The organism is Enterococcus caccae ATCC BAA-1240 (assembly GCF_000407145.1).
Taxonomy (GTDB): Bacteria; Bacillota; Bacilli; order Lactobacillales; family Enterococcaceae; genus Enterococcus_L; species Enterococcus_L caccae.
In genome coordinates this window covers 50331-73291 of sequence record NZ_KE136473.1, presented here as the reverse complement: position 1 = coordinate 73291, position 22961 = coordinate 50331, and the positions used below count along the sequence as shown (strand labels likewise).

The 22961-nt window shown below is 34.8% G+C and carries 24 protein-coding genes and 2 other annotated features; of the genes, 9 read left to right on the top strand and 15 right to left on the bottom strand.

The window, feature by feature from the left end:
* Positions 1–480: 480 nt before the first annotated feature.
* Positions 481–1110 carry a uridine kinase gene (gene udk / locus I580_RS05920; protein ID WP_010771047.1) on the bottom strand — a complete coding sequence of 210 codons (630 nt, stop codon included), beginning with the start codon at positions 1108–1110 and terminating at the stop codon, positions 481–483.
* 145 nt (positions 1111–1255) lie between these two features.
* Between udk and I580_RS05915 the strand changes: the two genes are divergently transcribed.
* Positions 1256–1708: a GNAT family N-acetyltransferase gene (locus I580_RS05915; RefSeq protein ID WP_010771046.1), complete on the top strand. Its 453-nt coding sequence runs from the start codon at positions 1256–1258 to the stop codon at positions 1706–1708.
* 50 nt (positions 1709–1758) lie between these two features.
* Here the strand turns inward: I580_RS05915 and I580_RS05910 are convergent, their stop codons facing one another.
* Entirely contained in the window at positions 1759–2442 is a 684-nt protein-coding gene (locus I580_RS05910; RefSeq protein WP_010771045.1) for a YjjG family noncanonical pyrimidine nucleotidase, read from the bottom strand.
* Complete coding sequence (locus tag I580_RS05905) at positions 2432–3187, bottom strand: 16S rRNA pseudouridine(516) synthase (RefSeq protein WP_010771044.1); 756 nt, start codon at positions 3185–3187, stop codon at positions 2432–2434. Before I580_RS05905 ends, I580_RS05910 begins: the two co-directional genes overlap by 11 nt.
* A gap of 643 nt (positions 3188–3830) precedes the next feature.
* Here I580_RS05905 and I580_RS05900 point away from each other — a divergent pair.
* Both I580_RS05900 and I580_RS05895 read left to right on the top strand, forming a co-directional pair.
* The gene (locus tag I580_RS05900; protein WP_010771043.1) at positions 3831–4445 is read left to right on the top strand and encodes a 50S ribosomal protein L25/general stress protein Ctc; all 615 of its coding nucleotides are present in this window, start codon (positions 3831–3833) and stop codon (positions 4443–4445) included.
* A gap of 360 nt (positions 4446–4805) precedes the next feature.
* A complete protein-coding gene (locus I580_RS05895) occupies positions 4806–5126 on the top strand; it encodes a DUF960 domain-containing protein (protein ID WP_010771042.1) in 321 nt (106 codons plus the stop codon).
* A gap of 61 nt (positions 5127–5187) precedes the next feature.
* Here I580_RS05895 and I580_RS05890 read toward each other — a convergent pair whose 3' ends face one another.
* The 6 genes from I580_RS05890 to I580_RS05865 all read right to left on the bottom strand — a co-directional run bounded on the left by I580_RS05890 (position 5188) and on the right by I580_RS05865 (position 9672).
* Positions 5188–5436, bottom strand: a complete 249-nt coding sequence (locus I580_RS05890) for a GlsB/YeaQ/YmgE family stress response membrane protein (protein ID WP_010771041.1) — start codon at positions 5434–5436, stop codon at positions 5188–5190.
* Positions 5437–5473: 37 nt separating this feature from the next.
* Positions 5474–5944, bottom strand: a complete 471-nt coding sequence (locus I580_RS05885; RefSeq protein ID WP_010771040.1) for an Asp23/Gls24 family envelope stress response protein — start codon at positions 5942–5944, stop codon at positions 5474–5476.
* 39 nt (positions 5945–5983) lie between these two features.
* Entirely contained in the window at positions 5984–6199 is a 216-nt protein-coding gene (locus tag I580_RS05880) for a DUF2273 domain-containing protein (protein WP_010771039.1), read from the bottom strand.
* Positions 6200–6213: 14 nt separating this feature from the next.
* Positions 6214–6777: an alkaline shock response membrane anchor protein AmaP gene (gene amaP / locus I580_RS05875; protein ID WP_010771038.1), complete on the bottom strand. Its 564-nt coding sequence runs from the start codon at positions 6775–6777 to the stop codon at positions 6214–6216.
* A gap of 386 nt (positions 6778–7163) precedes the next feature.
* Positions 7164–8810, bottom strand: coding sequence for a peptide ABC transporter substrate-binding protein (locus tag I580_RS05870; RefSeq protein WP_010771037.1), 1647 nt, complete (start codon positions 8808–8810; stop codon positions 7164–7166).
* A 139-nt stretch (positions 8811–8949) separates the two neighbouring features.
* Complete coding sequence (locus I580_RS05865; RefSeq protein WP_010771036.1) at positions 8950–9672, bottom strand: gamma-glutamyl-gamma-aminobutyrate hydrolase family protein; 723 nt, start codon at positions 9670–9672, stop codon at positions 8950–8952.
* A gap of 255 nt (positions 9673–9927) precedes the next feature.
* Positions 9928–10156: a binding site (T-box leader), on the top strand.
* Between the two features lie 176 nt (positions 10157–10332).
* Positions 10333–10578, top strand: a binding site (T-box leader).
* Between the two features lie 57 nt (positions 10579–10635).
* On the opposite strand from I580_RS05865, the gene I580_RS05860 reads away from it, so the two are divergent.
* The 6 genes from I580_RS05860 (at position 10636) to I580_RS05835 (ending at position 16246) form a co-directional block, all read left to right on the top strand.
* Positions 10636–11277, top strand: coding sequence for an amino acid ABC transporter permease (locus I580_RS05860; RefSeq protein ID WP_010771035.1), 642 nt, complete (start codon positions 10636–10638; stop codon positions 11275–11277).
* Positions 11278–11322: 45 nt separating this feature from the next.
* A complete protein-coding gene (locus I580_RS05855; protein ID WP_010771034.1) occupies positions 11323–11958 on the top strand; it encodes an amino acid ABC transporter ATP-binding protein in 636 nt (211 codons plus the stop codon).
* Positions 11959–11973: 15 nt separating this feature from the next.
* Positions 11974–12792: an amino acid ABC transporter substrate-binding protein gene (locus tag I580_RS05850; protein ID WP_010771033.1), complete on the top strand. Its 819-nt coding sequence runs from the start codon at positions 11974–11976 to the stop codon at positions 12790–12792.
* A 183-nt stretch (positions 12793–12975) separates the two neighbouring features.
* Positions 12976–13362 (top strand): hypothetical protein, encoded by a 387-nt coding sequence (locus I580_RS05845; RefSeq protein WP_010771032.1) that lies wholly within the window; start codon positions 12976–12978, stop codon positions 13360–13362.
* Positions 13363–13457: 95 nt separating this feature from the next.
* Positions 13458–15617: a hypothetical protein gene (locus I580_RS05840; protein WP_010771030.1), complete on the top strand. Its 2160-nt coding sequence runs from the start codon at positions 13458–13460 to the stop codon at positions 15615–15617.
* Entirely contained in the window at positions 15614–16246 is a 633-nt protein-coding gene (locus tag I580_RS05835; protein ID WP_010771029.1) for an ATP-binding cassette domain-containing protein, read from the top strand. Before I580_RS05840 ends, I580_RS05835 begins: the two co-directional genes overlap by 4 nt.
* A gap of 80 nt (positions 16247–16326) precedes the next feature.
* Here the strand turns inward: I580_RS05835 and wrbA are convergent, their stop codons facing one another.
* The 6 genes from wrbA to I580_RS05805 all read right to left on the bottom strand — a co-directional run bounded on the left by wrbA (position 16327) and on the right by I580_RS05805 (position 22834).
* Complete coding sequence (gene wrbA, locus I580_RS05830; RefSeq protein WP_010771028.1) at positions 16327–16932, bottom strand: NAD(P)H:quinone oxidoreductase type IV; 606 nt, start codon at positions 16930–16932, stop codon at positions 16327–16329.
* Between the two features lie 164 nt (positions 16933–17096).
* Positions 17097–17414, bottom strand: coding sequence for a rhodanese-like domain-containing protein (locus tag I580_RS05825; protein WP_010771027.1), 318 nt, complete (start codon positions 17412–17414; stop codon positions 17097–17099).
* A gap of 186 nt (positions 17415–17600) precedes the next feature.
* Positions 17601–19067, bottom strand: coding sequence for a glycoside hydrolase family 1 protein (locus I580_RS05820; RefSeq protein ID WP_010771026.1), 1467 nt, complete (start codon positions 19065–19067; stop codon positions 17601–17603).
* A 3-nt stretch (positions 19068–19070) separates the two neighbouring features.
* Positions 19071–19793, bottom strand: a complete 723-nt coding sequence (locus I580_RS05815; protein ID WP_010771025.1) for a glucosamine-6-phosphate deaminase — start codon at positions 19791–19793, stop codon at positions 19071–19073.
* Between the two features lie 131 nt (positions 19794–19924).
* Positions 19925–21829, bottom strand: coding sequence for a beta-glucoside-specific PTS transporter subunit IIABC (locus I580_RS05810; RefSeq protein ID WP_010771024.1), 1905 nt, complete (start codon positions 21827–21829; stop codon positions 19925–19927).
* Between the two features lie 171 nt (positions 21830–22000).
* Positions 22001–22834: a PRD domain-containing protein gene (locus I580_RS05805; RefSeq protein WP_010771023.1), complete on the bottom strand. Its 834-nt coding sequence runs from the start codon at positions 22832–22834 to the stop codon at positions 22001–22003.
* Positions 22835–22961: the final 127 nt, after the last annotated feature.

Here is a 22961-nt window from a genome sequence, read left to right as displayed (position 1 = left end):
AGAGGATTCCATGAGAAAAAGAACGCTCTTTTTTCTTTAATAAAAAAAATAGAATATACAAAAATAGAACTTTCATGTTTATTTAAAACTAGAATATATATAATTTTAAACAATAAAAACTATCATATTCGCTAAGAAAACACTTTATTTACACAATTCAACTCAAAAAAACAGATACATACTCTTTTAAAAAAACTATCTTTATTTTTTGTTTTCCCTATAAAAAACAGTATTTTTTTTGATTAGCTCAACCACTTCATTTCTTTAGCCTTTTCGAAAAGAAATTTTCTCTCACCAAAATTTTATTTTATTTTTTCGCTGAATCAGAACTTTTTGGAAAGAACTAGCTACAGTTTGATGTACTTATTAAATTCTATAAGAATGATTTGTTTATGGATACGCTCAAAATAAAATAACAAAAACAGTAATCGTATTTCTGAAATCCAAATACAATTACTGTTTTTCACACTCTTTATTTACTTATGTTTCATGCAAAATACTTGCTACCTTTGTTGTGATCAAATCGATAGCTACATGATTTTCTCCACCTTCTGGAACAATCACATCTGCATAACGTTTTGTTGGTTCAATAAATTGATGATACATTGGTTTGACTACAGTCAAGTACTGTTCAATAACAGAATCTAACGTTCTTCCGCGTTCTTCCATGTCACGTTTGATTCTACGAATGATACGAATATCATCATCCGTATCCACATATAGTTTAATATCCATCAATTCTCTTAATCGACTATCTTCTAAAATCAGAATACCTTCTAAAATAATGACCTCTTTTGGTTCTTGAATAATAATATCTGAGCTCCGTGTATGGGCAACGTAATCATACACGGGTTTTTCAATTGTTTGATAGTTTAATAATTGTTGTAAATGTTCGATCAATAACTCTGTGTCAAATGCAAATGGATGATCATAATTCGTCGCTAATCTTTCTTCAAAACTCAAATGACTTTGATCTTTATAATAAGAATCTTGTTCCAGCATCATAATCGAATGATTGGGAAAATGATTGAAAATCGCCCGACTAACACTAGTTTTTCCACTGCCGGAACCGCCAGTAACACCAATCACGATTGGTTGAGTATTTTTCATTCAACGAAACCTCTCTCTTATATGTAATAGTCATAATAACCTTTTTCTATTATAATAGAAACGAGCAAGAAAGCTACAATTTTATCTATTTAATTCAAAAAAACTATTCATTTATTCAATCAAGGTATTAGAAAGGAGCCCTTCAATGATAATTAGAGCAATCAAAGAACTTCAAGCTGTTCACTACGACTTATTATTGTTAGCAGATCCAGATAAACACTTAGTTGAAGCCTATGTCAAACGTAGTGTTTGTTTTGAAGCTATATTTGACGATACTACAGCAGGTATTTTAGCTTTACTTCCTACTAGACCAGAAACATTGGAAGTCGTCAATATTGCTGTAGCCGAAAGTCATCAAGGTCACGGAATCGGCGAGAACTTGCTAAAATTTGCACTAAGTTATGCTAAAAATAATAATTATAAAACAGTAGAGATTGGCACAGGTAGCACTAGTTTTGGTCAATTATATCTGTATCAAAAATGTGGCTTCCGTATGACTAGCATTGATCGAGATTTTTTTCTTCGTCACTATGAAGAAGAAATCGTGGAAAATAAGCTAATCTTGAGAGATATGGTTCGTTTAAGTATGGATGTATAACCTAAAAAAGAGAGCAAACGTCTTCACAAAACGCTTGGTCTCTTTTGTTATTATTCTAATACGTTAAAAATCTCATCTAAACGACTAATTTCATACGTTGGCTGAATCTCTGAAGGTGCTGATTGTTTTGATGGATTTAGCCACAATGTTTGAATCTTCGCTTGATTTCCCCCTTGAATATCTGAAGCTAAGGAATCACCAATGATCATTGTTTTTTCATGTTCGAAATTAGGAATTCGTTCAAAAACATAATCAAAATATTCTTTCATTGGTTTTTGATACCCCACTTCTTCAGAAACAAAGATATCGTTAAAAAAGCTCGTCATGTTTGAATCATTTAGTCGTTGATACTGCGTTTTTGCTACACCATTTGTCACAATATATAAGTCATAATCGGGTTTAAGCTGTTCAATAATTTCTTTACTATTCCCTAGCAAATCATGACCTTGACTTAAATGATAACGATATTGTTCTCCCATTTTTTTCCCATCTACCTTTTTGTTCAACTGAGAAAATAACAAACTAAAACGGGTATCGGTCACAGTTTTTTTATCTGTTTTTCCTTGTTCAAACTCTCGCCACAATTGATGATTGATTTTTTTGTACATTGCTTCTATTTCATCCGTCAATGTTAATGCCTCTTCTTCAAACAGTGCTTGTAACGCCTTTTTTTCTGTTAATTGAAAATCTAGCAATGTATCGTCAACATCAAATAATAATGTTTTAAATTTCATGTTCCACACTCTTTTCTTTTTTATGAATAGTAAAATACGGTCGTAATGCTTGCAGTTCTTCTTGATTTAACGAACGATATTCCCCTAAGCCAAGTGCAGGATCTAATTGAATCGGTCCCATGGATAAACGTTTTAAATAAATCACTTTTTTTCCAACAGATAAAAACATTTTTTTGACCTGATGAAATTTTCCTTCTGTGATATCCAAATGTGCGTGGCTTTCGTTTTTTTCTGAAGATAAAATCTGCAATTTCGCAGGTTTACACTTTTTCCCATCTGCAAAAACGATCCCTTCAGCAAAAGCTTGACTGTCTAATGTTGTCAATCGTTCGTTCACGACAACTTCATATCGTTTCGAAACTTTTTTATGTGGTAATAATAATTGGTAACCTAACTGACCATTGTCTGTAATCAATAGAAATCCTTCTGTATCACGATCTAGACGACCAACTGGATATAACCCTGCTCTTTGATCATCTAAACTGATTAAATCAATAACCGTTTGATGTTGTGCATCTTTGACTGCCGTCACAACACCTTGAGGTTTATTCAGCATATAATAGACATGGGAATGTCGCTGAATTTTTTTTCCCTCAACATAAATATCTTGCACTGCTGGATCCACATTTTGATTTTCACTCATGATGACCATTCCGTCAACGGTTACCTGTTTACTACGAATCAGTGCTTTAACTTTTCTTTTAGAACCAATCTTTTCTAGCTCCAACAATTTATCTAAACGCATCTATTTTTCCTCATTTCACTTAATATTTTAGTATAAACGATGGAGAATGGAAAGAAAATAGAATACAAGACCGACTCACCTTTCTACATAATAAACTTTAAGTACTATTTAAAAGACTCTTTTCTATTCTCCACTTCCCTTGACTTAAGTTTGGATTCGCGTTATGGTTGATATAGAAAGTGAATAAGGTTTCTCAAAAACAGCGTAATGACCTGGGAGAGAATAGCGTATTATAGGAATTTTCCCCTGGATAATTGTGCACAATTATTCGGGATTTTTTGTTTTTGCAGTGCGTTTTGTAGAAGCTATTTGTTCAATTTTCATCTGGACAGGAATACTTAGCTAAGTAATTGCTTTTACATGGATTCACAGCAACAAGTAACACTCCTATTTTCCATCATGTTGCGTTTTGTAGATAACCAAATACAAATTCATTTTGATTTATTGTGCTTTACGGGTTAGGCTTCGAGTAGTCAAGACTAAATGAACTCGTTTAGCTTTAAATCATATCTAGCTGCACAAATCATTCCTTAGGAAAATAGATAAATTGTCAGTGAGATAAAATACGTCTCAATGTCCATTTCCTAATTTTCTACAGGATTAAGAGATTTGTTCCGCTTTAAATTTAAGGAGGATTTTGGTTATGTCAGTATCATTAGAAGTTAAAGAAAGAGCTGTCCGTCCACGTTCCCTAAGAAATCAACTACGTCACTCTGGTCAAGTTCCTGCAGTCGTTTATGGGTATGATATTGAAAGTACCCCTATTTCAGTTGATCAAAAAGAATTAACAAAAATTTTACGAGATAATGGTGCTAATGCTGTCATTACAATGACGATTGGTGGTAAAAAAATCAATACACTAGTCTTTAAAGCCCAATTAGACACTTTTACAAATCAAATGAAACATATTGAATTTCTAGCGGTAAACATGAAAGAAACAACCGAAGTGGAAGCTGAAATCGTTCTTGTCGGTGAATCTGAAGGTGTGAAAGCCGGTGGGGAACTAGCTCAAAACTTGTATAATGTTTTAGTTTCAGCTACTCCAGATAAATTACCAGAACGTGTAGAAGTCGATATTACGAAACTTGTGATTGGTGATGCCATTACGGTTGCTGATTTGCCTGTTAATAAAGATTATGACATTGTTACTGATGGTGAAGAACAAATCGCAGCCGTTGTAGAAGCGAAATCAGCAACGGAAGAAGAAAGCTCTGAAGACGCCGCAGAACCTACAGTAATCGGTGAAAAACCAGAATAATCATTTGACTATAAATAGATTTAAAGAATCTGCTTTTTACAACCGTTATTTAGATTCCAAGAGGTTGGGACAAAAAGCGCCTAGCTTCAAGAACGTAAGAAAGAATTCACAAAAATTGTTTTTCAAATTTTTGTAAATTTCGGCTTATTTCAGAAGGAGCTGCTTTTTTACCACCGTTTATTCGTATTTTAAGGAGCTGAGATATAACTCTTCAAGTTATATCTCAGCCCCTTTTCTTTAACTATTGATTAACCGAATTTCGCAAGCTTTCTAGTTGCTTTTTTCATCAAACATGACAGAAGCCAGGTCAGTCTAAATAAGGTATACTATGAATAGTAATAGATAAAGGAGGTCAAATAAATGGTTGAAAGTTTTGACAGTCATCGTAGTCGTTATGCTTCTCTTGGTGTGGTCGAAAGCCTACCTAGTGCCTTGATTGACAGTATCTGGCTGATTATTGATTTGGATTTAAAAGGGGTGATTCCACTCACAAATATGTTGTACTTTGATTTGATTGATAACGGTGGGAAAGTAACCGTTCATTTTTCTCAAGAAATCAGTGATGTCCAAATGGCCATTGATCTGCCTTTTCCTTATTCTGATGCCTATCCATCTCAGATTTTTGCCGTTGATGACGGCCATAAAGAAACGATCTTACTGCCGGCAGAAATGTTGGAATAAGCAAAAAAAAACAGTTCGAATCAATGAGTAAATTGATTCGAACTGTTTTTATTTTTTAGATTTATGCCATTCGCTTCGCAATAAACGAATAGATGGCGATACAGATTATTGCTCCAATCAATGCGGAAATAATTGGAAATCCTCCAATAATTGGACCAAAATTTCCTAGCAACATCGTACCAACCCAGCTTCCGATAAAACCGACAATAATATTCCCAATCACACCACCTGGTACATCTCTACCTAAAATTGCTCCGGCAATAGCTCCTAGCACACCACCAACAATCAATGACCAAATAAAACTTAACATAATTAATTACCTCCTAAGATTTAAGTAATACTACCTATTATTGTAATTCCCGTGTCGTATTTTCTGTTTTTTTATCGCTATCGCTATCTTCTTTTTTCTTATTTTCAAATTTCTCAGCATACTGTTCTTTCGTCATAATATCGTCAACATTCATGTTAAATTCAATAACATCTAAACCAGTCATATTTTTCACTTCTTCGGCAACTTTTTTCGTCGCTGTATCAAAGACTTGGGCAATATTTTTACCATATTCTCCAATGACATCCAAATCAATTGCTACTTGTTTGGTTCCCACTTCAGCACTGATTCCTTTAGTCGGATTATTCCCATTCGTAAATTTGTCGGTCAAGTTTGTAATGGCATTTCCGCTCAATCCTAAAATTCCAGGAATTTCTGATACGGCGATACCAGCAATTTTTTTCACGACTTGATCGTCAAATGTTAGCTTTGTTTTGATTCCATTTGCATTTGTTCCTTCAGTTGTGTTTACATTTGCTTTGTTATCCATATTCTTCTCAACCTTTCTGTAATTTGTTTCAATTTATTTTCACCTTTCAAAAAAAGCTTGTACAAAAGCTAAAATTGAAGAGATAGAACGTTTTTCATCTTGCATCATACCAATAAGATAACCGATTCCTGTAAAAAGAATAAGTAAGATTGTCTTCCAAAAACCAATTGTCATAAAAAGAATCGCCACGACTACAAATAAACTTGTAAAGATAATTTGATTGCGGTAAGGAGTGAATGTCTTTAATTTTTTCAAGATAGTTCCTCCTCTTACAACACACGTGGCGCTTTTTTAGCATTCGGAAGCAAAGACGATTCCACTTTTTTCTTTTTGAAAACGACTTTCGTTTTATTCGTGTCAAGATGCACCATCTGTTGTAAAGCAAAAGGTATTTTCTCTTGAATCTGTTTGCCTTTACTCAAAAGCTGTTGCTGTTTTTCATCAACTACCGTGACCTCTACATCTGCTTTTTGATGTTTCGTCAAGCTTATTTTTACTTGTGTATCCTCAATATTTACAATATCTTTTAGCGAAGATCTAGCAATTGATTCTAATGAGTGCAATGGTACATTGATTTGTCCCATTTCTTTTTTTACATGAATTTCTTTTTTGCGGATTGGTTTGAATAAAACCACCAAAAAAGCAAGGAACAACAATAGTAACAGTACGTACAGAACCACTTGATAAAAATAAAACAGCCAATCATACTGAAACGCTAAGTCTTGGAAAAAAGTCGTTACAACGCCTAAGTTTTCCAATTGAGAATATAAGCCGACAACGCCAACAATGCTCGCTATTAATACTAACGCGATAAGTCCTTTAATCACTCGCATAGAATTTCCCTCCAACGTTGATTTTTTCAAACATATTCTTTCTATTTCTATATTTTATGTTAAACGCATTATCAAACAATTACAAAAGATACGCATACCTTTTATTAGCTTCCCAAGTATAATTCTCTTACGAATCCTAGTACGAGCACCTTCTATCCATGAAATTTATTATAAAAAAAAGCACGTGAGTGAGGCATGACTCTTCAAGTCATATCCCACTCACGTGTGATCCAGATAAAAAACGGAAGCAGAAGTACTCCCTTCGAAAATAAGCCAAGATTGCTTTAACACAAAACGAGATACGAGTTGATCTAGAACAGTACCTACTTAGTGCTCGGGATGAAACACTTCCATCCTAACAACTTGCTGACTCATTTTTTTAATACTTATTCCACATGTGCCAAACGATAAGAAACAGTTCTTCCAAATGGAAATACTTGTAAATCTTTTAATTTATCCGCCTTAAGATAGCCAATCGCTCCTTGGTAGAGAGGTAATACAGCAGCATCTTTTTTAATCAATGTTTCCTCTAACTCTTTTAACTTATTCCAGCGTTTTTCTGGTTCATTTGCTAAGGTAATTCTTGCATCATTCAGCCCTTGATCATACTCTGGATTTTTATAACCTGCTGTATTCAACCCACTTTTAGAATCATAAAATTCTAAGAAATTGATTGGATCTGCATAATCTGGTGTCCAAGTTCCAAATACTAAATCAAAATTACTCGCTGTTTGTAAATCTAAACGATTTTGCAATGGTACTGATTTTAAATTAATTTTTAAGCCTGGTAGATTTTGTTGTAACTGACCTTGGACGTATTCAATCGTCTTTTTGGCAAGAGCAGAATCAGCCGAAAGTAATTCTAGTTCAATTTCGTCTTTGCCTAATTCTTTTTTAGCTGTTTCCCAGCTTTTTTGAGCTGCTTTTAAATCAAATGGTAAAAAATCACCATTTTCTTTGCGGAAGTCTTCACCTGTTTTAGGATCTTTCGCAAAATCTTTTGGTACAAATCCATTGATTGCCGTTGAACCGTCACCTAAGATGTCTTTTGCAAACGTTTCTTTATCAATTGCTTGTAAAATCGCCTTACGAACGTTTACGTTCCCCGTTACTTCACGCTTATGGTTAGGACTTAAATAACCAACCATTGCTTTCGGCGTAAAATGTGCTTGAGGTGAGTCTTTGTATTGTAATGCGTACGTATCTGCCAACACTGTATAATCTAAATCCCCAGCATCAAATAGATTGGTCCCTGTACCAATTTCTTTGACGACTTGAACATCAATCGTATCTAATTTAACATTTTTTTGATCCCAATAGTCTTTGTTTTTTGTTAACTTCCAATTTTCAGTGTTACCATCCCAACCAGAAATCACGAATGGGCCATTTCCAACAAAATTGTCTGTTGAGGTGCCATAAGCCTCACCTTTTTCTTTGACAAATTTTTCATTTTTAGGCATAAATGGTGTCCCTACTAAAACTTGAGCTAAATAAGGGATCGGATACTCTAGGGTCATTTCTAGTGTTTGATCATCGATGGCTTTTACACCTAATTCATCCAAATTCGCTTGAGCTTCACGAATTTTCCGACCATTTTTGAAAATATCCATTTGATTACTACTGCTTGACCCAAAAGCAGGATCAACCACATTTTTGAATGCAGACACAAAATCACCTGCCACGACTGGATCGCCATTACTCCATTTAGTTTCTTTTAATTTGAAGGTATACACAAGTCCATCATCACTAACGGTCGGTTCACTTGCTGCAACAGCTAATTCCGGATCATGGTTTTTGTCCATACGATAAAGTCCTTCGACAACTTGACCAATCATATCTGAACTGTACACGTCTGTATAATGAGCGCTATCTAACGTTGACAATTCTCCACCTGAAGCTACCTTGATTACTTGTGTCTGTGCTGTTTTACCGCCATTCTTTTCACCAGTTGAATCCGTTGCTCCTTTACCGCTATTACAAGCAGTCAATAACAAACTTGCCGCTAAAACAAAAACACCAAATTTTTTCTTCATCCTCTAATTCCTCCTCTTTTTTAAGCTAAACAGAAGACTTACTTTCTGAGCTATTTAGAAAACCCACTTAGAATCATCCTTTTGATTTCCAGGTGATTTGTCTAATTGCTAAGGAACTTATTCTGTAAAGCTGATTTCTTTATAATTCTTCAACCACATAACGAAAAATAGCCATCTCTTGTTCTAAGTGATCATAAGCAAAATCAGGATGCCACTGTACTCCTAAAAAGACGAGACCAGAATTGTTGCTCTCCACACCTTCGATGACGCCATCTTCACTAAGTGCTGTAACACTTAATTCCTTTGCTAACGATTTTACTGATTGAAAATGAAATGAATTAACCTTTGTTTCTTCCCCATAGATTTTGCGTAAAATACTCCCAGTTTCTGTCCGAATCAGATGTGTAGGAATTTCTCTAGATATTGGTGCTTGCATATGTTTAATGGCATTCTGGTTTAAATGACTGATATCTTGGTATAAACTACCGCCCAATGCTACATTGACCAACTGCAACCCACGACAAACCGCAAAAATAGGTTTCTTTTGTTTAATTGCTTCTTTGATCAATGCTAATTCAAATTGATCACGCTCTTTAGATAACGATGCTTCTTCGACTTGAATCTCTTCCCCATATAATGCTGGGGATACATTTTGCCCACCAGCTAAAATCAATTTATCGATCTGGGTAATATACTCTTTAGCCAAATCAGGAGAACCAACTGGTAAAATCAACGGTAATCCTCCTGAATTTTGAACTGCTTTCACATAACCGTACGGAGTGTAACTAATCGGCAAATGATACAATTTTGCTCCTGCATCCTCTATTTCATTCGCTGCAATCCCTATAACTGATCGTCCCAACCAACACCACTCCTTTTGTACTTTCCGATAATAATTGTACATAGTGTATCAGATATATATATGAAAGGATAGTATAAATCGAAGCTGTGCGATAGTTTTTAACTATCACCATTCACTTACTTTTTAAAAGTAATTCACTGTTTCTATTTTACCTTAACTTCACTAAATCAGTAACTTTTATGCTTAAAAAAAATTATTTTCTGAATATTCTATACAATCAGTAGTTGACAGACAGAAAAACTGATGGTAAAGTTATAAAAAACAAAGAACAGAAGAGTACCTTTATTATTTCATTCAAGAGAGTCTTTGGTTGGTGAAAAAAGACAGAAGAATAAAGCGAACCACATCTGGGAGTTAACTTTTTGAAACGAAGTAGGAAAGTTCGGGTATGCCCGTTACAGCAATAGAAGTCTATGACTTCATGAGGTTATCGTTGTGAAGCGATAATAAAAAAAGGTGGAACCACGAATTTTACGTCCTTTAGCTTAATAGCTAGAGGACTTTTTGCTATACATCACTACGACTGGCTTTGCCAAAGTAGATGATGTATAGTACTTGGCGACTAACAGGAGAGACATCTCTGTGCTGGTAAATCACCAAACGGCTTACATCTAACAAAAGCAAATTGTTACACAATTTCTACCAACCATTCTAATAAAATCAACACGTATACTCAGAACAAGTAATCATAAACTATTTCCTGACAGAGACTTTTTTATTCGCTGAGAGAAAAAGCTGGAAACCTGTGATGAACACATCTGTTTCAGTCATCTTCTGAATCAAGTAAGAAAATGCGGCTTTCTCCGTTATCGGAAATGAATCTTTAGTATTGTTAAAGATTCTATGAGGTTACTATCGTGAGGTAGTAACAAATTGAGGTGGAACCACGATTCTTTCGTCCTCTTGGCATTGCCAAGGGGGCTTTTTGCATTTCATACAAAACAAAACACTGGAGGAAAAATGATGGACTATATTTTAGAAATTATGCCGGCTTTACTAGACGGTGCACTTATGACGTTGAAAGTTTTTATTTTTACACTATTAGGATCGATTCCACTCGGGATCATCATAGCCTTTGCCTTACAAACAAATTTTAAACCTTTGACTTTTTTAATCAACATTTATATCTGGCTAATGCGGGGCACACCGTTACTACTGCAACTTATTTTTGTTTTTTACGGTTTACCATTGATTGGGGTCGTGTTTGAACGATACGATGCAGCCTTATTTGCTTTTATTTTAAATTATGCAGCATACTTCGCTGAAATTTTCCGTGGTGGAATCCAGTCAATACCTGAAGGCCAATATGAAGCAGCTAAAGTTTTACGTTTAACTAGTTTTCAAACAGTTACGAGGATTATTCTTCCTCAAGTGGTCAAAGTGGTCTTACCTTCGATCGGTAATGAAGTCATCAACTTAGTAAAGGACACATCTTTGATTTATGTCCTTGGCTTAGGAGATTTACTGCGGGCAGGAAAAATTGCGATGAGCCGCGATGTCAGTTTACTTCCCTTAGTTTTAGTTGGAATCATTTACTTATTATTAACAGCCGTATTAACTTTAGCTTCTAAAAAATTAGAAAAACACTATCAATATTATAAATAATTAATAAAAGGAACCTTATTACCATTTTAATTTAGGAGGAAAGTCATGTTATTAATCAAAAACTTAACGAAAAGTTTCGATGGTCGTCGAATCATTGACCAATTGAATTTAGAAATCAAAGATGGAGAAATCCTTACAATCGTAGGACCTTCAGGAGGTGGGAAAACAACTTTACTAAGATGTCTAGCCGGTCTTGAAACAATCGATTCAGGCAAGCTCACCATGGATGGTGTACCGTTCAATCCTGTTGAGATGGATAATGCAGATCAAGTTGTAGGGATCGTTTTTCAAGATTTTCAATTATTCCCTCACCTCTCCGTTTTAGAAAACATTACGCTAGCACCAATCCTTTCGCTAAAGCAAACAAAAGAAGCTAGCGAATCAGAAGCACTTGAATTGCTAACAAAATTTGGACTCAGCGGTAAAGAACATTTATATCCATATCAACTATCTGGTGGACAAAAACAACGAGTTGCTCTTGCACGAGCCTTAGCAATGAAACCTAAAGTGTTAGGCTACGATGAGCCAACCAGCGCTCTTGATCCTGAACTGCGCCAACAAGTTGAAGAGGTCATTTTGACCCTTAAAGCTCAAGGTATGACACAAATCGTTGTAACCCATGATATGACTTTTGCCAAAAATATTGCTGATAACTTACTAACAGTCACACCTGTTCAGTAGAAAGGACAGACTATTATGAAGAAAAAAAAATATCGCCTACTTACGATGATTATATTACTCGCCATTTTAGCAGTAGTTGGATGTGGTAGAAAAAAAACTGAAACAGATCAATGGGCACGAATCCATTCTGAAAAACGTGTAATCATCGGCTTAGATGATTCATTTGTCCCAATGGGGTTTCAGAATAAATCAGGAGAAATCATTGGTTTTGATATCGATTTAGCTCGAGCTGTATTTGATTTGTATGGAATCACTGTTGATTTTCAACCAATCGATTGGTCAATGAAAGAAAATGAATTACAAAATCAGACAATCGATTTGATCTGGAATGGCTATTCTAAAAGTGCTGAGCGGGAAGAAAAGGTCTTGTTTAGTGATGAATATATGAAAAATGAGCAAGTCGTAGTGTCCTTGAAAAAAAATAATCTCAACAGCTTCACTGATATGAAAGGAAAAATCCTAGGCGCTCAAAATGGTTCTTCTGGTTACAATAGCTTTGAAGAACAACCTAAAATTCTGAAGAACCTTGTTAAAGATCAAACCGCTATTTTGTATGACGGTTTCAATGAAGCCTTTATGGATTTAAAATCTGGACGAATCGACGGATTGCTGATCGATCGGGTTTATGCTAATTATTATCTTTCTCATGAAGATAATTTAGCGAATTTTTCAATCGTCAGCGGTCAATTTGAAAGCGAAGCTTTTGCAGTTGGCTTGAGAAAATCAGATAAAGAACTGGCTAAGAAAATCAACACTGCTTTTGAAAAGCTACGAAAAACTGGTGAACTAGCTAAGATTTCTAAAGAATGGTTTGGAGAAGATGTAACGAAATAAATAGCAGAAAGAAAATTGGTTTATCCAATTCACTAACAGTTTTAAGTTAAAAAATATCCCTCTTATTAGAACGCAAAACATATCTTTTGGTTTGTTTCATTTAACAAAAAGCGTTTACAAACGTCAAAATATTATGGTAATATGATTTTGTAGTACTACAAAATATATGTTGGAGGTATCTTTATGAAAAAGAAAATATTAAGCTTTGTTGTTGTTTTAGGTCTCTTTTCATTATTCCCCCTTATTTCAAGTGCTACAGTTTTAGGTGAAACTATTTTAGGTGGCGGTCAAGAAAATGTTGATCATTACACATCAATCGTTGAATCAAAAGACAACCCACGTTCAAGATATGCTTCATCCGCAGTTGGCGGAGGTTGGTGGCGCAGAGGCAAAAATGGCAACCGAAATATTTCAGAGTATCAACACTACTCAAAACAAGGACACGCTTCTTGCGAAAATGGAAACGGGACATTCGGTAACGGTGGCTGGAAATCTAGCTATCAATGGAGTAAAACCAGTGTAGGTTGGACACTATTTGGCGGTAATCATGCGTATTATAATTATCGTTGAACAATAGAATAGAGGATTAACAATGGGATTAGGACATAACTCTTTGAGTCATATCCTAATCTTTTTTTCATCTAAACTAGTTGGAGGGGATGTTCATGAAAAAAATTTGTATTTTTTTGTTAGGAATTGAAATGATGTTAATCAGCTTATTGCTCCTCAATGTATCCAACAACTTATCAAGGAATGAGCTATTTTATAAAGGAAATTCTAAAATTTCACTCTTGCTTAAACAGGACAAAGAAAAAATAACTTCTTCTGAACAGCAAGTTGATTTTATTGAGAATTTAGCTACTAAATACAACGTTTCTTTTTATAAATATATCTTCAAAAACGAACAGGATATTACTATATATGCAACCGATCCCACGAAAGACCAGCAATTAATTCTAATCAAAGGGCATCTTCCTGCTAAGCAGTCCAGAGAAAAAATCACCAGTTTTCCAGATTCATCCAAAGATACTGTCGGTCAATTTTTATGGACAAATAATAATCAGCGACTTACGGTTAAATCATTTTCAACTATCACAGAAACGGGTATAGATGGAATCTATTACATAAATTCCACTGATACAAAAAAAATTGTCCCTATTATTTCCGAACTCCAACAAAAATTAGGCGACGTAGAACAATACGCATCATTTAATCAACAGCATATTCTGTTGATCAATCTTTTTGCTAACCCGATTTTATTTATCAGTATACTTGTAGTCTTAATCGTTAATTTATTTGTCTATAGCTACTATGTTATCCAAAACAATAAAAAACTTGCCATTTATCAATTAAATGGTTTACCCTCTATTTCTAAATTAGGAATGCTTTTAAAGCCTATCTTATATAGCATGATTATATTTAATGCCCTTATTTATATTGGAACGTTTTTTTATCAGAGACTTATTTATGGTGGTTTTTATGCTAATCTTTTCTTCTTACAAGGATTACTTATCGTCTCAAGCGTACTTCTTCTATTATTTTTCAGTACAGCTACCTTTATCTTATTCATCCAAAAAAGGAAAATAAACCTACCAGACAGTCTCAATGGGAGAAAGCCTTTAGGCCTAATGATATTTCTTAATAACGTAATCAAAGTCTTTTTTATTGTTGTCATTTTACTAGCCATTTCTCAGACAATAAAATCAACAAATAGCCTTAGTATTGAGTTGGCTAGTGAAAAAAACTGGGAAAAAACACAAGATATTTATGCAACTGAATTACGTTTTATTACACAAGATACTGACAAATACCGTCCATACGAATTAAAACTAAAAAATTTCTATGAAGTTGCGGAGAAAAAAGGCCTATTTTTAATCGATGCAACAAACTATGAAAAACTTTCTGATGGACGCTATCTATATGATGCAAATACAAATACATTACACGAACAACTCATATCAGCTGGTGGACGCAGCGTTACAATCAATACCAATTACTTAACTCATAATCCTATAAAAAAAGAAAACAACAAACCAGTCTCTGACAAAGATATGATTCGAAAAAAAAATACACTAAACCTATTGATTCCAGTAAAATTAAAACAGTACGAAAAGGATATTATTGCCAATTACTTAGAAGATTTTCAATTTAAAAAAAATGTAATTGACTCTGTCAGTCAAAAAGAAGACTTATCCTCAAATATTATTTATGTGAAAAATAACCAAAATTACTTTACGTTTAACCCCACTATTGAAGCAAAAAATCAACATTCAATTTTAGATCCTATTGCTATTGTAGATACGAATAATGTAGATGCCAGTTTTTATAGTTCCTGGCTGACACGATCCGTATTATTTGAAGCACCTAATACTGATGGTTACTCCTATCTGTTACCTAGCATTAAAGAAACAGATAATTTAGCTAGTGTTCAAAGTGTTAAATCCATTTACAACGAAAAAGCGGAAACGATCAATAACTTAAAAGAAAAAATTTTTTATCTGAAGGTTTCGATAGCCATTCTTTTTGCTGTACTTACATTAAATTGTATTAGCTTTTTTTCTGCTTACTTTGAAAAAAACAAACATACTTTTGCTATTCAACGAGTTTTTGGCTATAGTTACGCAAAAATATTAGTTCGCTTCGTTGCTGTTACCATTTTTATCGATCTATTCGTTTCACTTATCGTAATCATCTCCTTAAATAATTACAGCCTACTTATACCAGTGACTTTTATTATATTTATGCAAGGATTTCTTCTTTTGGGAAGTTGTTTTGCGATGAATAAAAAAATTTCAACAATCTTAAGCAAGGGGGAATTAGAATGATTTCTGTTAAAAATATTACAAAAACTTATGGAAAAAATAAAGTGATCGATAACTTCTCCTATACTATTTCCGAAGGTGATTTCATCTGTTTATGTGGAAAAAGTGGTAGCGGCAAAACAACTTTGATCAATATTATAAGTTTACTTGAAAAACCATCGAATGGAAGAATCACGTTTGATCAGATCCATGATCCTTCTTCAAAGCAGATTCTTATGCTCCAACGTCACAAAATCGGTTACCTTTTTCAAAACTACGCACTTATCGAAAATGAAACTGTTGCCCAAAACCTTAAAATCGCTTTGACTTATAGTAAACTTTCAAAATCAGCTCAAGTAGAAGCAATGATTCACGCCCTCCAACAACTTGAGCTTCATGATTGCTTAAAAAAGAAAGTTTATCAGTTAAGTGGCGGTGAACAACAGCGAATCGCAATTGCTCGAATGCTTCTTAAAGACCCCCAATATATTTTTGCAGATGAACCTACTGGAAATTTAGATGAATACAATCGGGATATTGTATTCAATGTTTTAAAAAAATTAAACCAGCAGAATAAAACTGTGGTTTACGTTTCTCATGATACTGAACTTATCAAAAAAGCAAACACAATCATTGATTTAAGCGCAACTTGAATCATCCATTTTGTTCCACTCCATACAAAAAACCGTTAATTGCTAACAGTACATAGCAACTAACGGTTTTTTCTTTTCTATTAACCTAAAAATTGACTTGTTACATCAACCAAACGTTTTGTTTGATCTTGAATCGCAGCTTTCACTTCATTAGCTTTTAACATATTCCCTTCGCCATCAATAGAAGCACTTGTTCCATAAGGATTTCCACCTGCTGCAAAAGTTGAGGCATTGACATAACCTGCTGGTACAATGATTGCCCCCCAGTGTTGCATAACTGTGTAAATTCCTTGAATCACTTGCTCTTGTCCACCATTAGGATTTTGTGCAGAAGAAAATGCCGTAACAAATTTATTCGCCAATTTTCCTTGTGCCCATAGACCACCTTGTAAATCAAAGAATTGTTTTAATTGGCTAGCCATTACACCAAAGCGTGAAGGTGAAGAGAAAATATAAGCATCCGCCCATAATAAATCATCACTTGTAACCTCTGGAATGTCAGCAGTAGCTTCCACATTTTTACGCCAAGCTGGATTTGAATCGATTGCCACATCTGGTGCCAGTTCATGGACTTTTCTCAAACGCACTTCGGCACCATTAGCTTCAGCTGCTTCTTTTGCCCATTTTACCATTTGTGTTCCTGTTCCTGTTGAACTGTAATATGCAATTAATAATTTGCTTGTCATGTTTTTTTCCTCCAATAACTATTGTTTTCTTATCTACATTTATATACTAACAAAAAGTAAGTGAACTTACAAGTGTTTTTACTTACTAAAAATAAGTTTCCCAAAAAACCTTATTCATTCTAAAAAAAAAACGAAATGAGTACTCAACTCATCACGTTTTTTTCTTATCTATAACTATTGACGTTACTTTCGCCATCCCAAACGGACATACCTTCTGATACTGAAACAACATTATATCCATAATTTTCAAGAAAAGAACATGCATGCTCAGAACGCACACCATGTTGGCAAATAACATAATGGGGTTGTTCTCGATCGATCTGTGACATTGCTTCTGGTAAAGTGGATAATGGATAGTTTTTAGCTGTCATGATATGACCTGCCGCAAATTCATCTACTTCTCGTACATCAATAATCGAAACTGGTTCATTCACCGTTAACTCGATTAATTTTTTTAATTCCTTGATTGATACTCTTTTCATCCTAGTATTATTCCCCCTGCAGCTTTCTCGATTATCTGACAATTAGCGCAAAACACTATAATCAGTAAATTTGCCTCATTAGCAGTATACCATTGTTGATCTTTACTACAACATTTTACGTCCTTTTTTTGAAATTCATAAAAAAAACTTACTCCCAATTGATTGTTGGAGTAAGTTTCATACGCATTATTCTTGCATACCGTTTGCGGCAATTAAATTTTTGTACCAATAAAACGATTGTTTTCTCGAACGCTCTAGAGTTCCATTGCCTTCATCATCCATATCAACATAAATAAAACCATAACGTTTCTTCATTTCTCCAGTTCCAGCTGAAACTAAATCAATGCATCCCCACGGTGTATAACCAATCAACTCAACGCCGTCTAATTCAATCGCATCGCTCATTGCAGCCACATGCTTGCTAAAATAGTCAATTCGGTAATCATCTTGGATCGTACCATCCACTTCGATTTTATCTATCGCACCAAATCCATTTTCTACAACAAATAGTGGCACATTATAACGATCATACAATTTGCACAATGAAATACGCAACCCTAGAGGATCCACAGCCCAACCCCAATCAGATTCTTGTAAATATGGATTTTTAACTGCAGGCATTTGATTGCCCCCAACATATTTCACTTCATTTGGATTAGCAGCAGAAACAGTTGACATGTAATAACTAAAACCAATGTAATCTACTGTGCCTTCTTTGATAATCTCATCATCGCCAGCTTCTTTTTTAATAACAACATTTTTTCGTTCAAATTCTTTTATTTTGTGTGCTGGATAATATCCTTTGACCTGTACATCGATATAAAATTCTTGCTCACGATTAAATTTGATTGCTTCCATCACATCTTCTGGATTACAACTCATCGGGTAACTCGGGATATATGCGACCATCATCCCTATATTGAAATCAGGATTAATCTCATGACCTAATTTTACAGCTTTGGCACTTGCTACAAATAGATGATGAGCAGCTTGGTACTTTGCTTGTTGATCATTTTGATGAATACCGATTTGAGTCCAGCTACGCAAAAAATTAATTTCATTAAACGTCATCCAGTATTTAACTTTATCTTTGTAACGTTTAAATACGGTTTCACAGAAAAACAAGAAGTAGTCGATCACTTTTCTATTTGACCATCCATCTAACTCATCAGCTAGATACATCGGAATATCAAAATGATTGATTGTTACGATTGGTTCAATCCCATAGCTCAATAACTCATCAAATACTTTATCGTAAAAAGCTAGCCCTTCTTCATTTAGTTCCATTGTCCCTTTAGGACAAATTCTAGACCAAGCAATTGAAAGTCTAAAACATTTAAACCCCATTTCTGCAAATAAAGCAATATCTTCTTTATAGTGGTGGTAAAAATCTGTTGCCACATGACTTGGGTAATATTGATTTGGGTCAACATAGCCAACTGCACCTTCTGGCAAAGCAGCTCCTCTGGTACATGTTTCAATTTTACCTTCTTTGGTTTTATAAGTGATCATTCTTGGTGTTGTATGATTACCACCCGTTATAGCATCGAGCGTACTTAACTCTTTGCCACCTGAAAGATAACCACCTTCGTATTGATTTGCAGCTGTAGCGCCGCCCCATAAAAAATTTTCTGGAAAGACTGATTTACTCATTGATCATTTCTCCTTACCTAATAAACTGGCTGCTTCTTCGTCAAGAATAACAGTTAAATGCGGATGCATTTTCAAAATAGAAGCAGGGATTTCATCCGTGATGGCGCCTTCAACAAACGCTTTCATAATTTTAGCCTTTTTTATTCCACTTGCAAAAAGAATTAAATGTCTTGCTGCCATCACACTTCTAGGTCCCATTGTAACATAAAAATCAGGTGTTTCAGCAGGATCTTCAAAATGTGGAGCGATTCGTTCTTTCATTGCTTCATCACAATCAACTTTCGTGGTAAAATCAGTAAACGTTGTTGTTCCAGGTAAATTACCGCAGTAATGTCCATCAGAACCAATTCCTAATAAAATAGCATCTAAACCACCAGCATCTGCAATTCGTTCATCCTGTTTTTCATAGTTTTCTCCATCTAAAATATGGATTTGTTCTTCCGAAATCCCTGCCGGCGTAAAATATAACGTTCTTAAATCACCGATCGTGACCCCTTCACGTATGCCCGATTTATAGGGAATTTCATCGAAATTATAATAGTGTACATTGTCAAAATAATCCTTATCCTTCACTTCAGCAACTAGTTTTTCGTACATACCAATGGGCGTCGTACCAGCTGTTATCGCTAAATTCACACGCTCATGCCGTTGAAACATTTCACCAATTAACATCTGTGCTGCAACTTTACTTAATTCATCATAATCCTTTACTACAATAACTTTCATTTCATTTCCTCCTTAATATAAAAGCGTAGCGGGCTCGTTCAGTGCTGACTGAAAAATAGGAAAATATCACTGAGGTGCTTTTTGCCTCAATCATTTTTTCTAAGCGAACCCGTTAAACTGCCTTTCTTCCCTCATTCTACAACTAAACCCACTTCATTTTCACCATGTCTTACTCCTGGAACTATCGTAATCAAAACATCGTTTTCTTTAACCTTTTTTTGATCATCCATCGCCAAAACAGATAGATACTCATCAGAGTTTGTAATAACCATGACCACGCTTATATCGTACCCTAATTCACTGATTTTTTCACGGTCAAATTGAATCAACGGTGTTCCCACCTGAACTGTTTGCCCCTCTTTACACAATAACTCAAAATGCTGTCCTTCCAATTCAACCGTATCTAATCCGACATGAATCAAGACCTCTATTCCCTCTTTTGATATCAAACCTATTGCATGTTTTGTTTTAAAAGCGACAGTCACTGCTCCTGTGATTGGTGAAACAATTGTGTTTTCATCAGGCATGATGGCAATTCCTTTTCCAACTAATTCTTTTGAAAAGGTTTGATCTGCAACATCACTGATTGGATAAACGATACCAGAAACAGGTGTGCAAATCGTTACAATCTCTTGATCTTTATCTACAATCACCTCTTTTTCTCTTCTATTTTCAGTTTGTCCATCAATTTTCAATACACTTTTTGCCAGTAAAAATGTGCTGACAAACGTTGCGATCAATGTAACAACTAAAGCAATAATAAATCCTACCGCAGCATCGTTCAGAAAAACTGGAATCGAAAGAATACTTGGCATTACAGGAGCCATCGATTTTGCACCTAAAAGAGCACCAACAGCTCCACCGATTCCGCCACCTAAAGATGCGCCTACAAAAGCGGCTTTGTATTTTACTAAAACACCATACAAAGCAGGTTCCGTGATGCCTAAATACCCAGAAACAGTGGAAGACAACGCTACTTGCTTCATCTTTTTACTCGAAATCAAGAAATAAATAGCGAAAGCAGCGGTTGCTTGAGCCATCGTACTCATAAAATTCATCGCCCCCATTGTTGAATAACCATATGTGGCAATTTGCTGTTGTGTAATTGGACGAATCGCATGATGCATGCCCATCAATACTAATAAAGGACGACTTGCACCAATCACAAATCCTGACACTAACGGAGAAAAGTTTATCAATGCTTCAATCCCTTGTGCAATGTATTCTCCAACATAAAAACCGATGGGAGCCAAAACAATCAACATCACTGGAACCATCAAAATTAAGGTCAATAACGGTGTAAAAATAACTGTCACCATGCTTGGAATGACCTGCTCAAAAAAACGATACACATAGCTTAATAACCAAACAGCTAAAATGATTGGCAAAATCGAACTACTGTAATTTACGACTGGAACAGGAAGAAAGCCTAAAAACTGAACGTTTGTTAATTCTCCTGCAATTGCTGCATTGATCAACGTTGGATACATCAATACACCAGCTAAACTTAAAGCCATATATTCATTGGTTTTAAATCTGCGTGCGCTACTGACAGCTAATAGAAATGGGAAGAAATAAAACATTGCATCTCCAGTCATATTAAGCACAAACATTGTCCCACTTTCAGGATCTGCCCATCCTAAACTTGTCAACATAAATAAAAAACCTTTTAACATCCCGCCACCAACGATTGGAGCTAAACTTGGGACTAGAATAGCTGATAAAGTATTGATCAAGCGATTAAGCAGTGAATCTTTTTCTATACTTATTTCTGCTTGCTCCTCATTGCTATCTAGGCGAGGCATTATCTTGATGATCTCTGCATAAACTTTACTGACTTTTCCGCCGATGATCACTTGGTATTGTCCGCCTTGTCTTTGTACACCCATAACGCCATCAAGTTCTTCAATCGCTTGCGTTTGTGCCTTTGATTCGTTTTTTAAATTAAATCGTAGCCTCGTGACACAATGAGTCAGACTGATGATATTCTCATCACCACCTATAAGTGTAATGATTTTTTGGGCTAAATCCTGCATAGTTTCTCCTCTTTTCTGCTCAGTATTTTTATTTTTGGTTCTTATCTCAGTTTCGTGAAACACTTTTTTATAAACAATCAAGACCTGTTCAAAAAAACTATTTTCTTTAGAAAATAATCTTTTTCAAACAGGTCTTGCCAGCCGAGCTGTAACGAATCCTCGTATTGATATTTATGAATGTAATAGGCGAGCTAAATGCAATGTCAGATACAATTGTTCATCAATTGTCGCTTGTTTCTTGTAACGATCTTCTAAATAATTGCTGATTTTCAAACTACATTTGAATTCTTTCGGATACTTCTTTTTAACAGTTAAAACAATTTCTTCGTTATCTAGAGAATTTACGGTTTCTTGGTCATTCAACCGAATCAAATAATACCTGAGATGATTCAAAAATCGGTGATAATTGATTGAAGTTTCATCTAAATCTACTTGAAAATAGTAACGAACTAACTGGGTAATATCAGCCATTGCTTCCATATAATCCATTGTTGTTTCCATTGATTCTTGATTGAATTGATAATTCACAAAATGCATCGCAATAAATATTGCTTCAGATTCTGCTAAAACAATCCCTTTTTCTTCCTCGATTAATGCAATTGATTGAAGACCAATTTCAACTTCTTGAGGATAAAACTGTTTGATTTCCCATTCGATTGGGCTTCGAATTTTCAATTCTTCTTCATGTCGTTTAAAGGCAAATAATAGATGATCCAGTAAGCTAAATAAAATAACGGGATTAATCTCTCTTCCTAATTTTTCTTCACCCATTTTTACTATTTTCTCGACTAATAAAATTTCCTCATAACTCGCTTCATTTAATAAAACAGCCATCTGCTTAACATTCATTTTTTCTGTAGGCAGATACACTTGCTGGATTAACGTGGGATCGACAGGATCATTGGGATACACTTGAAATCCCAACCCTTTGCCAACAACAATCACTTCTAATTCTCCATCGACAGCCAACACAACATTATTATTAATTCGCTTTTTTATATACATGTTCCACCTCCTTACTATAAAAGCTGAAAAAGCTCGTTTAGTCTCGTAGAAAAATAGGATAAATTGATTGAGACATTTTTTGTCTCATTCCATTTTTATCTTTTTTCCTAGAGACTAGCTTTTGATG

What these genes read in the sequence shown, in the direction of transcription:
- I580_RS05815 (WP_010771025.1), bottom strand. Translation starts at nt 19,793, where the DNA reads ATGAAAGTTATTGTAGTAAAGGATTATGATGAATTAAGTAAAGTTGCA.
- I580_RS05870 (WP_010771037.1), bottom strand. Translation starts at nt 8,810, where the DNA reads ATGAAGAAAAAATTTGGTGTTTTTGTTTTAGCGGCAAGTTTGTTATTG.
- I580_RS05900 (WP_010771043.1), top strand. Translation starts at nt 3,831, where the DNA reads ATGTCAGTATCATTAGAAGTTAAAGAAAGAGCTGTCCGTCCACGTTCC.
- I580_RS05910 (WP_010771045.1), bottom strand. Translation starts at nt 2,442, where the DNA reads ATGAAATTTAAAACATTATTATTTGATGTTGACGATACATTGCTAGAT.
- I580_RS05895 (WP_010771042.1), top strand. Translation starts at nt 4,806, where the DNA reads ATGGTTGAAAGTTTTGACAGTCATCGTAGTCGTTATGCTTCTCTTGGT.
- I580_RS05860 (WP_010771035.1), top strand. Translation starts at nt 10,636, where the DNA reads ATGGACTATATTTTAGAAATTATGCCGGCTTTACTAGACGGTGCACTT.
- udk (WP_010771047.1), bottom strand. Translation starts at nt 1,110, where the DNA reads ATGAAAAATACTCAACCAATCGTGATTGGTGTTACTGGCGGTTCCGGC.
- I580_RS05855 (WP_010771034.1), top strand. Translation starts at nt 11,323, where the DNA reads ATGTTATTAATCAAAAACTTAACGAAAAGTTTCGATGGTCGTCGAATC.
- amaP (WP_010771038.1), bottom strand. Translation starts at nt 6,777, where the DNA reads ATGCGAGTGATTAAAGGACTTATCGCGTTAGTATTAATAGCGAGCATT.
- I580_RS05850 (WP_010771033.1), top strand. Translation starts at nt 11,974, where the DNA reads ATGAAGAAAAAAAAATATCGCCTACTTACGATGATTATATTACTCGCC.
- I580_RS05805 (WP_010771023.1), bottom strand. Translation starts at nt 22,834, where the DNA reads ATGTATATAAAAAAGCGAATTAATAATAATGTTGTGTTGGCTGTCGAT.
- I580_RS05810 (WP_010771024.1), bottom strand. Translation starts at nt 21,829, where the DNA reads ATGCAGGATTTAGCCCAAAAAATCATTACACTTATAGGTGGTGATGAG.
- I580_RS05825 (WP_010771027.1), bottom strand. Translation starts at nt 17,414, where the DNA reads ATGAAAAGAGTATCAATCAAGGAATTAAAAAAATTAATCGAGTTAACG.
- I580_RS05840 (WP_010771030.1), top strand. Translation starts at nt 13,458, where the DNA reads ATGAAAAAAATTTGTATTTTTTTGTTAGGAATTGAAATGATGTTAATC.
- I580_RS05845 (WP_010771032.1), top strand. Translation starts at nt 12,976, where the DNA reads ATGAAAAAGAAAATATTAAGCTTTGTTGTTGTTTTAGGTCTCTTTTCA.
- I580_RS05915 (WP_010771046.1), top strand. Translation starts at nt 1,256, where the DNA reads ATGATAATTAGAGCAATCAAAGAACTTCAAGCTGTTCACTACGACTTA.
- I580_RS05905 (WP_010771044.1), bottom strand. Translation starts at nt 3,187, where the DNA reads ATGCGTTTAGATAAATTGTTGGAGCTAGAAAAGATTGGTTCTAAAAGA.
- wrbA (WP_010771028.1), bottom strand. Translation starts at nt 16,932, where the DNA reads ATGACAAGCAAATTATTAATTGCATATTACAGTTCAACAGGAACAGGA.
- I580_RS05885 (WP_010771040.1), bottom strand. Translation starts at nt 5,944, where the DNA reads ATGGATAACAAAGCAAATGTAAACACAACTGAAGGAACAAATGCAAAT.
- I580_RS05820 (WP_010771026.1), bottom strand. Translation starts at nt 19,067, where the DNA reads ATGAGTAAATCAGTCTTTCCAGAAAATTTTTTATGGGGCGGCGCTACA.
- I580_RS05890 (WP_010771041.1), bottom strand. Translation starts at nt 5,436, where the DNA reads ATGTTAAGTTTTATTTGGTCATTGATTGTTGGTGGTGTGCTAGGAGCT.
- I580_RS05835 (WP_010771029.1), top strand. Translation starts at nt 15,614, where the DNA reads ATGATTTCTGTTAAAAATATTACAAAAACTTATGGAAAAAATAAAGTG.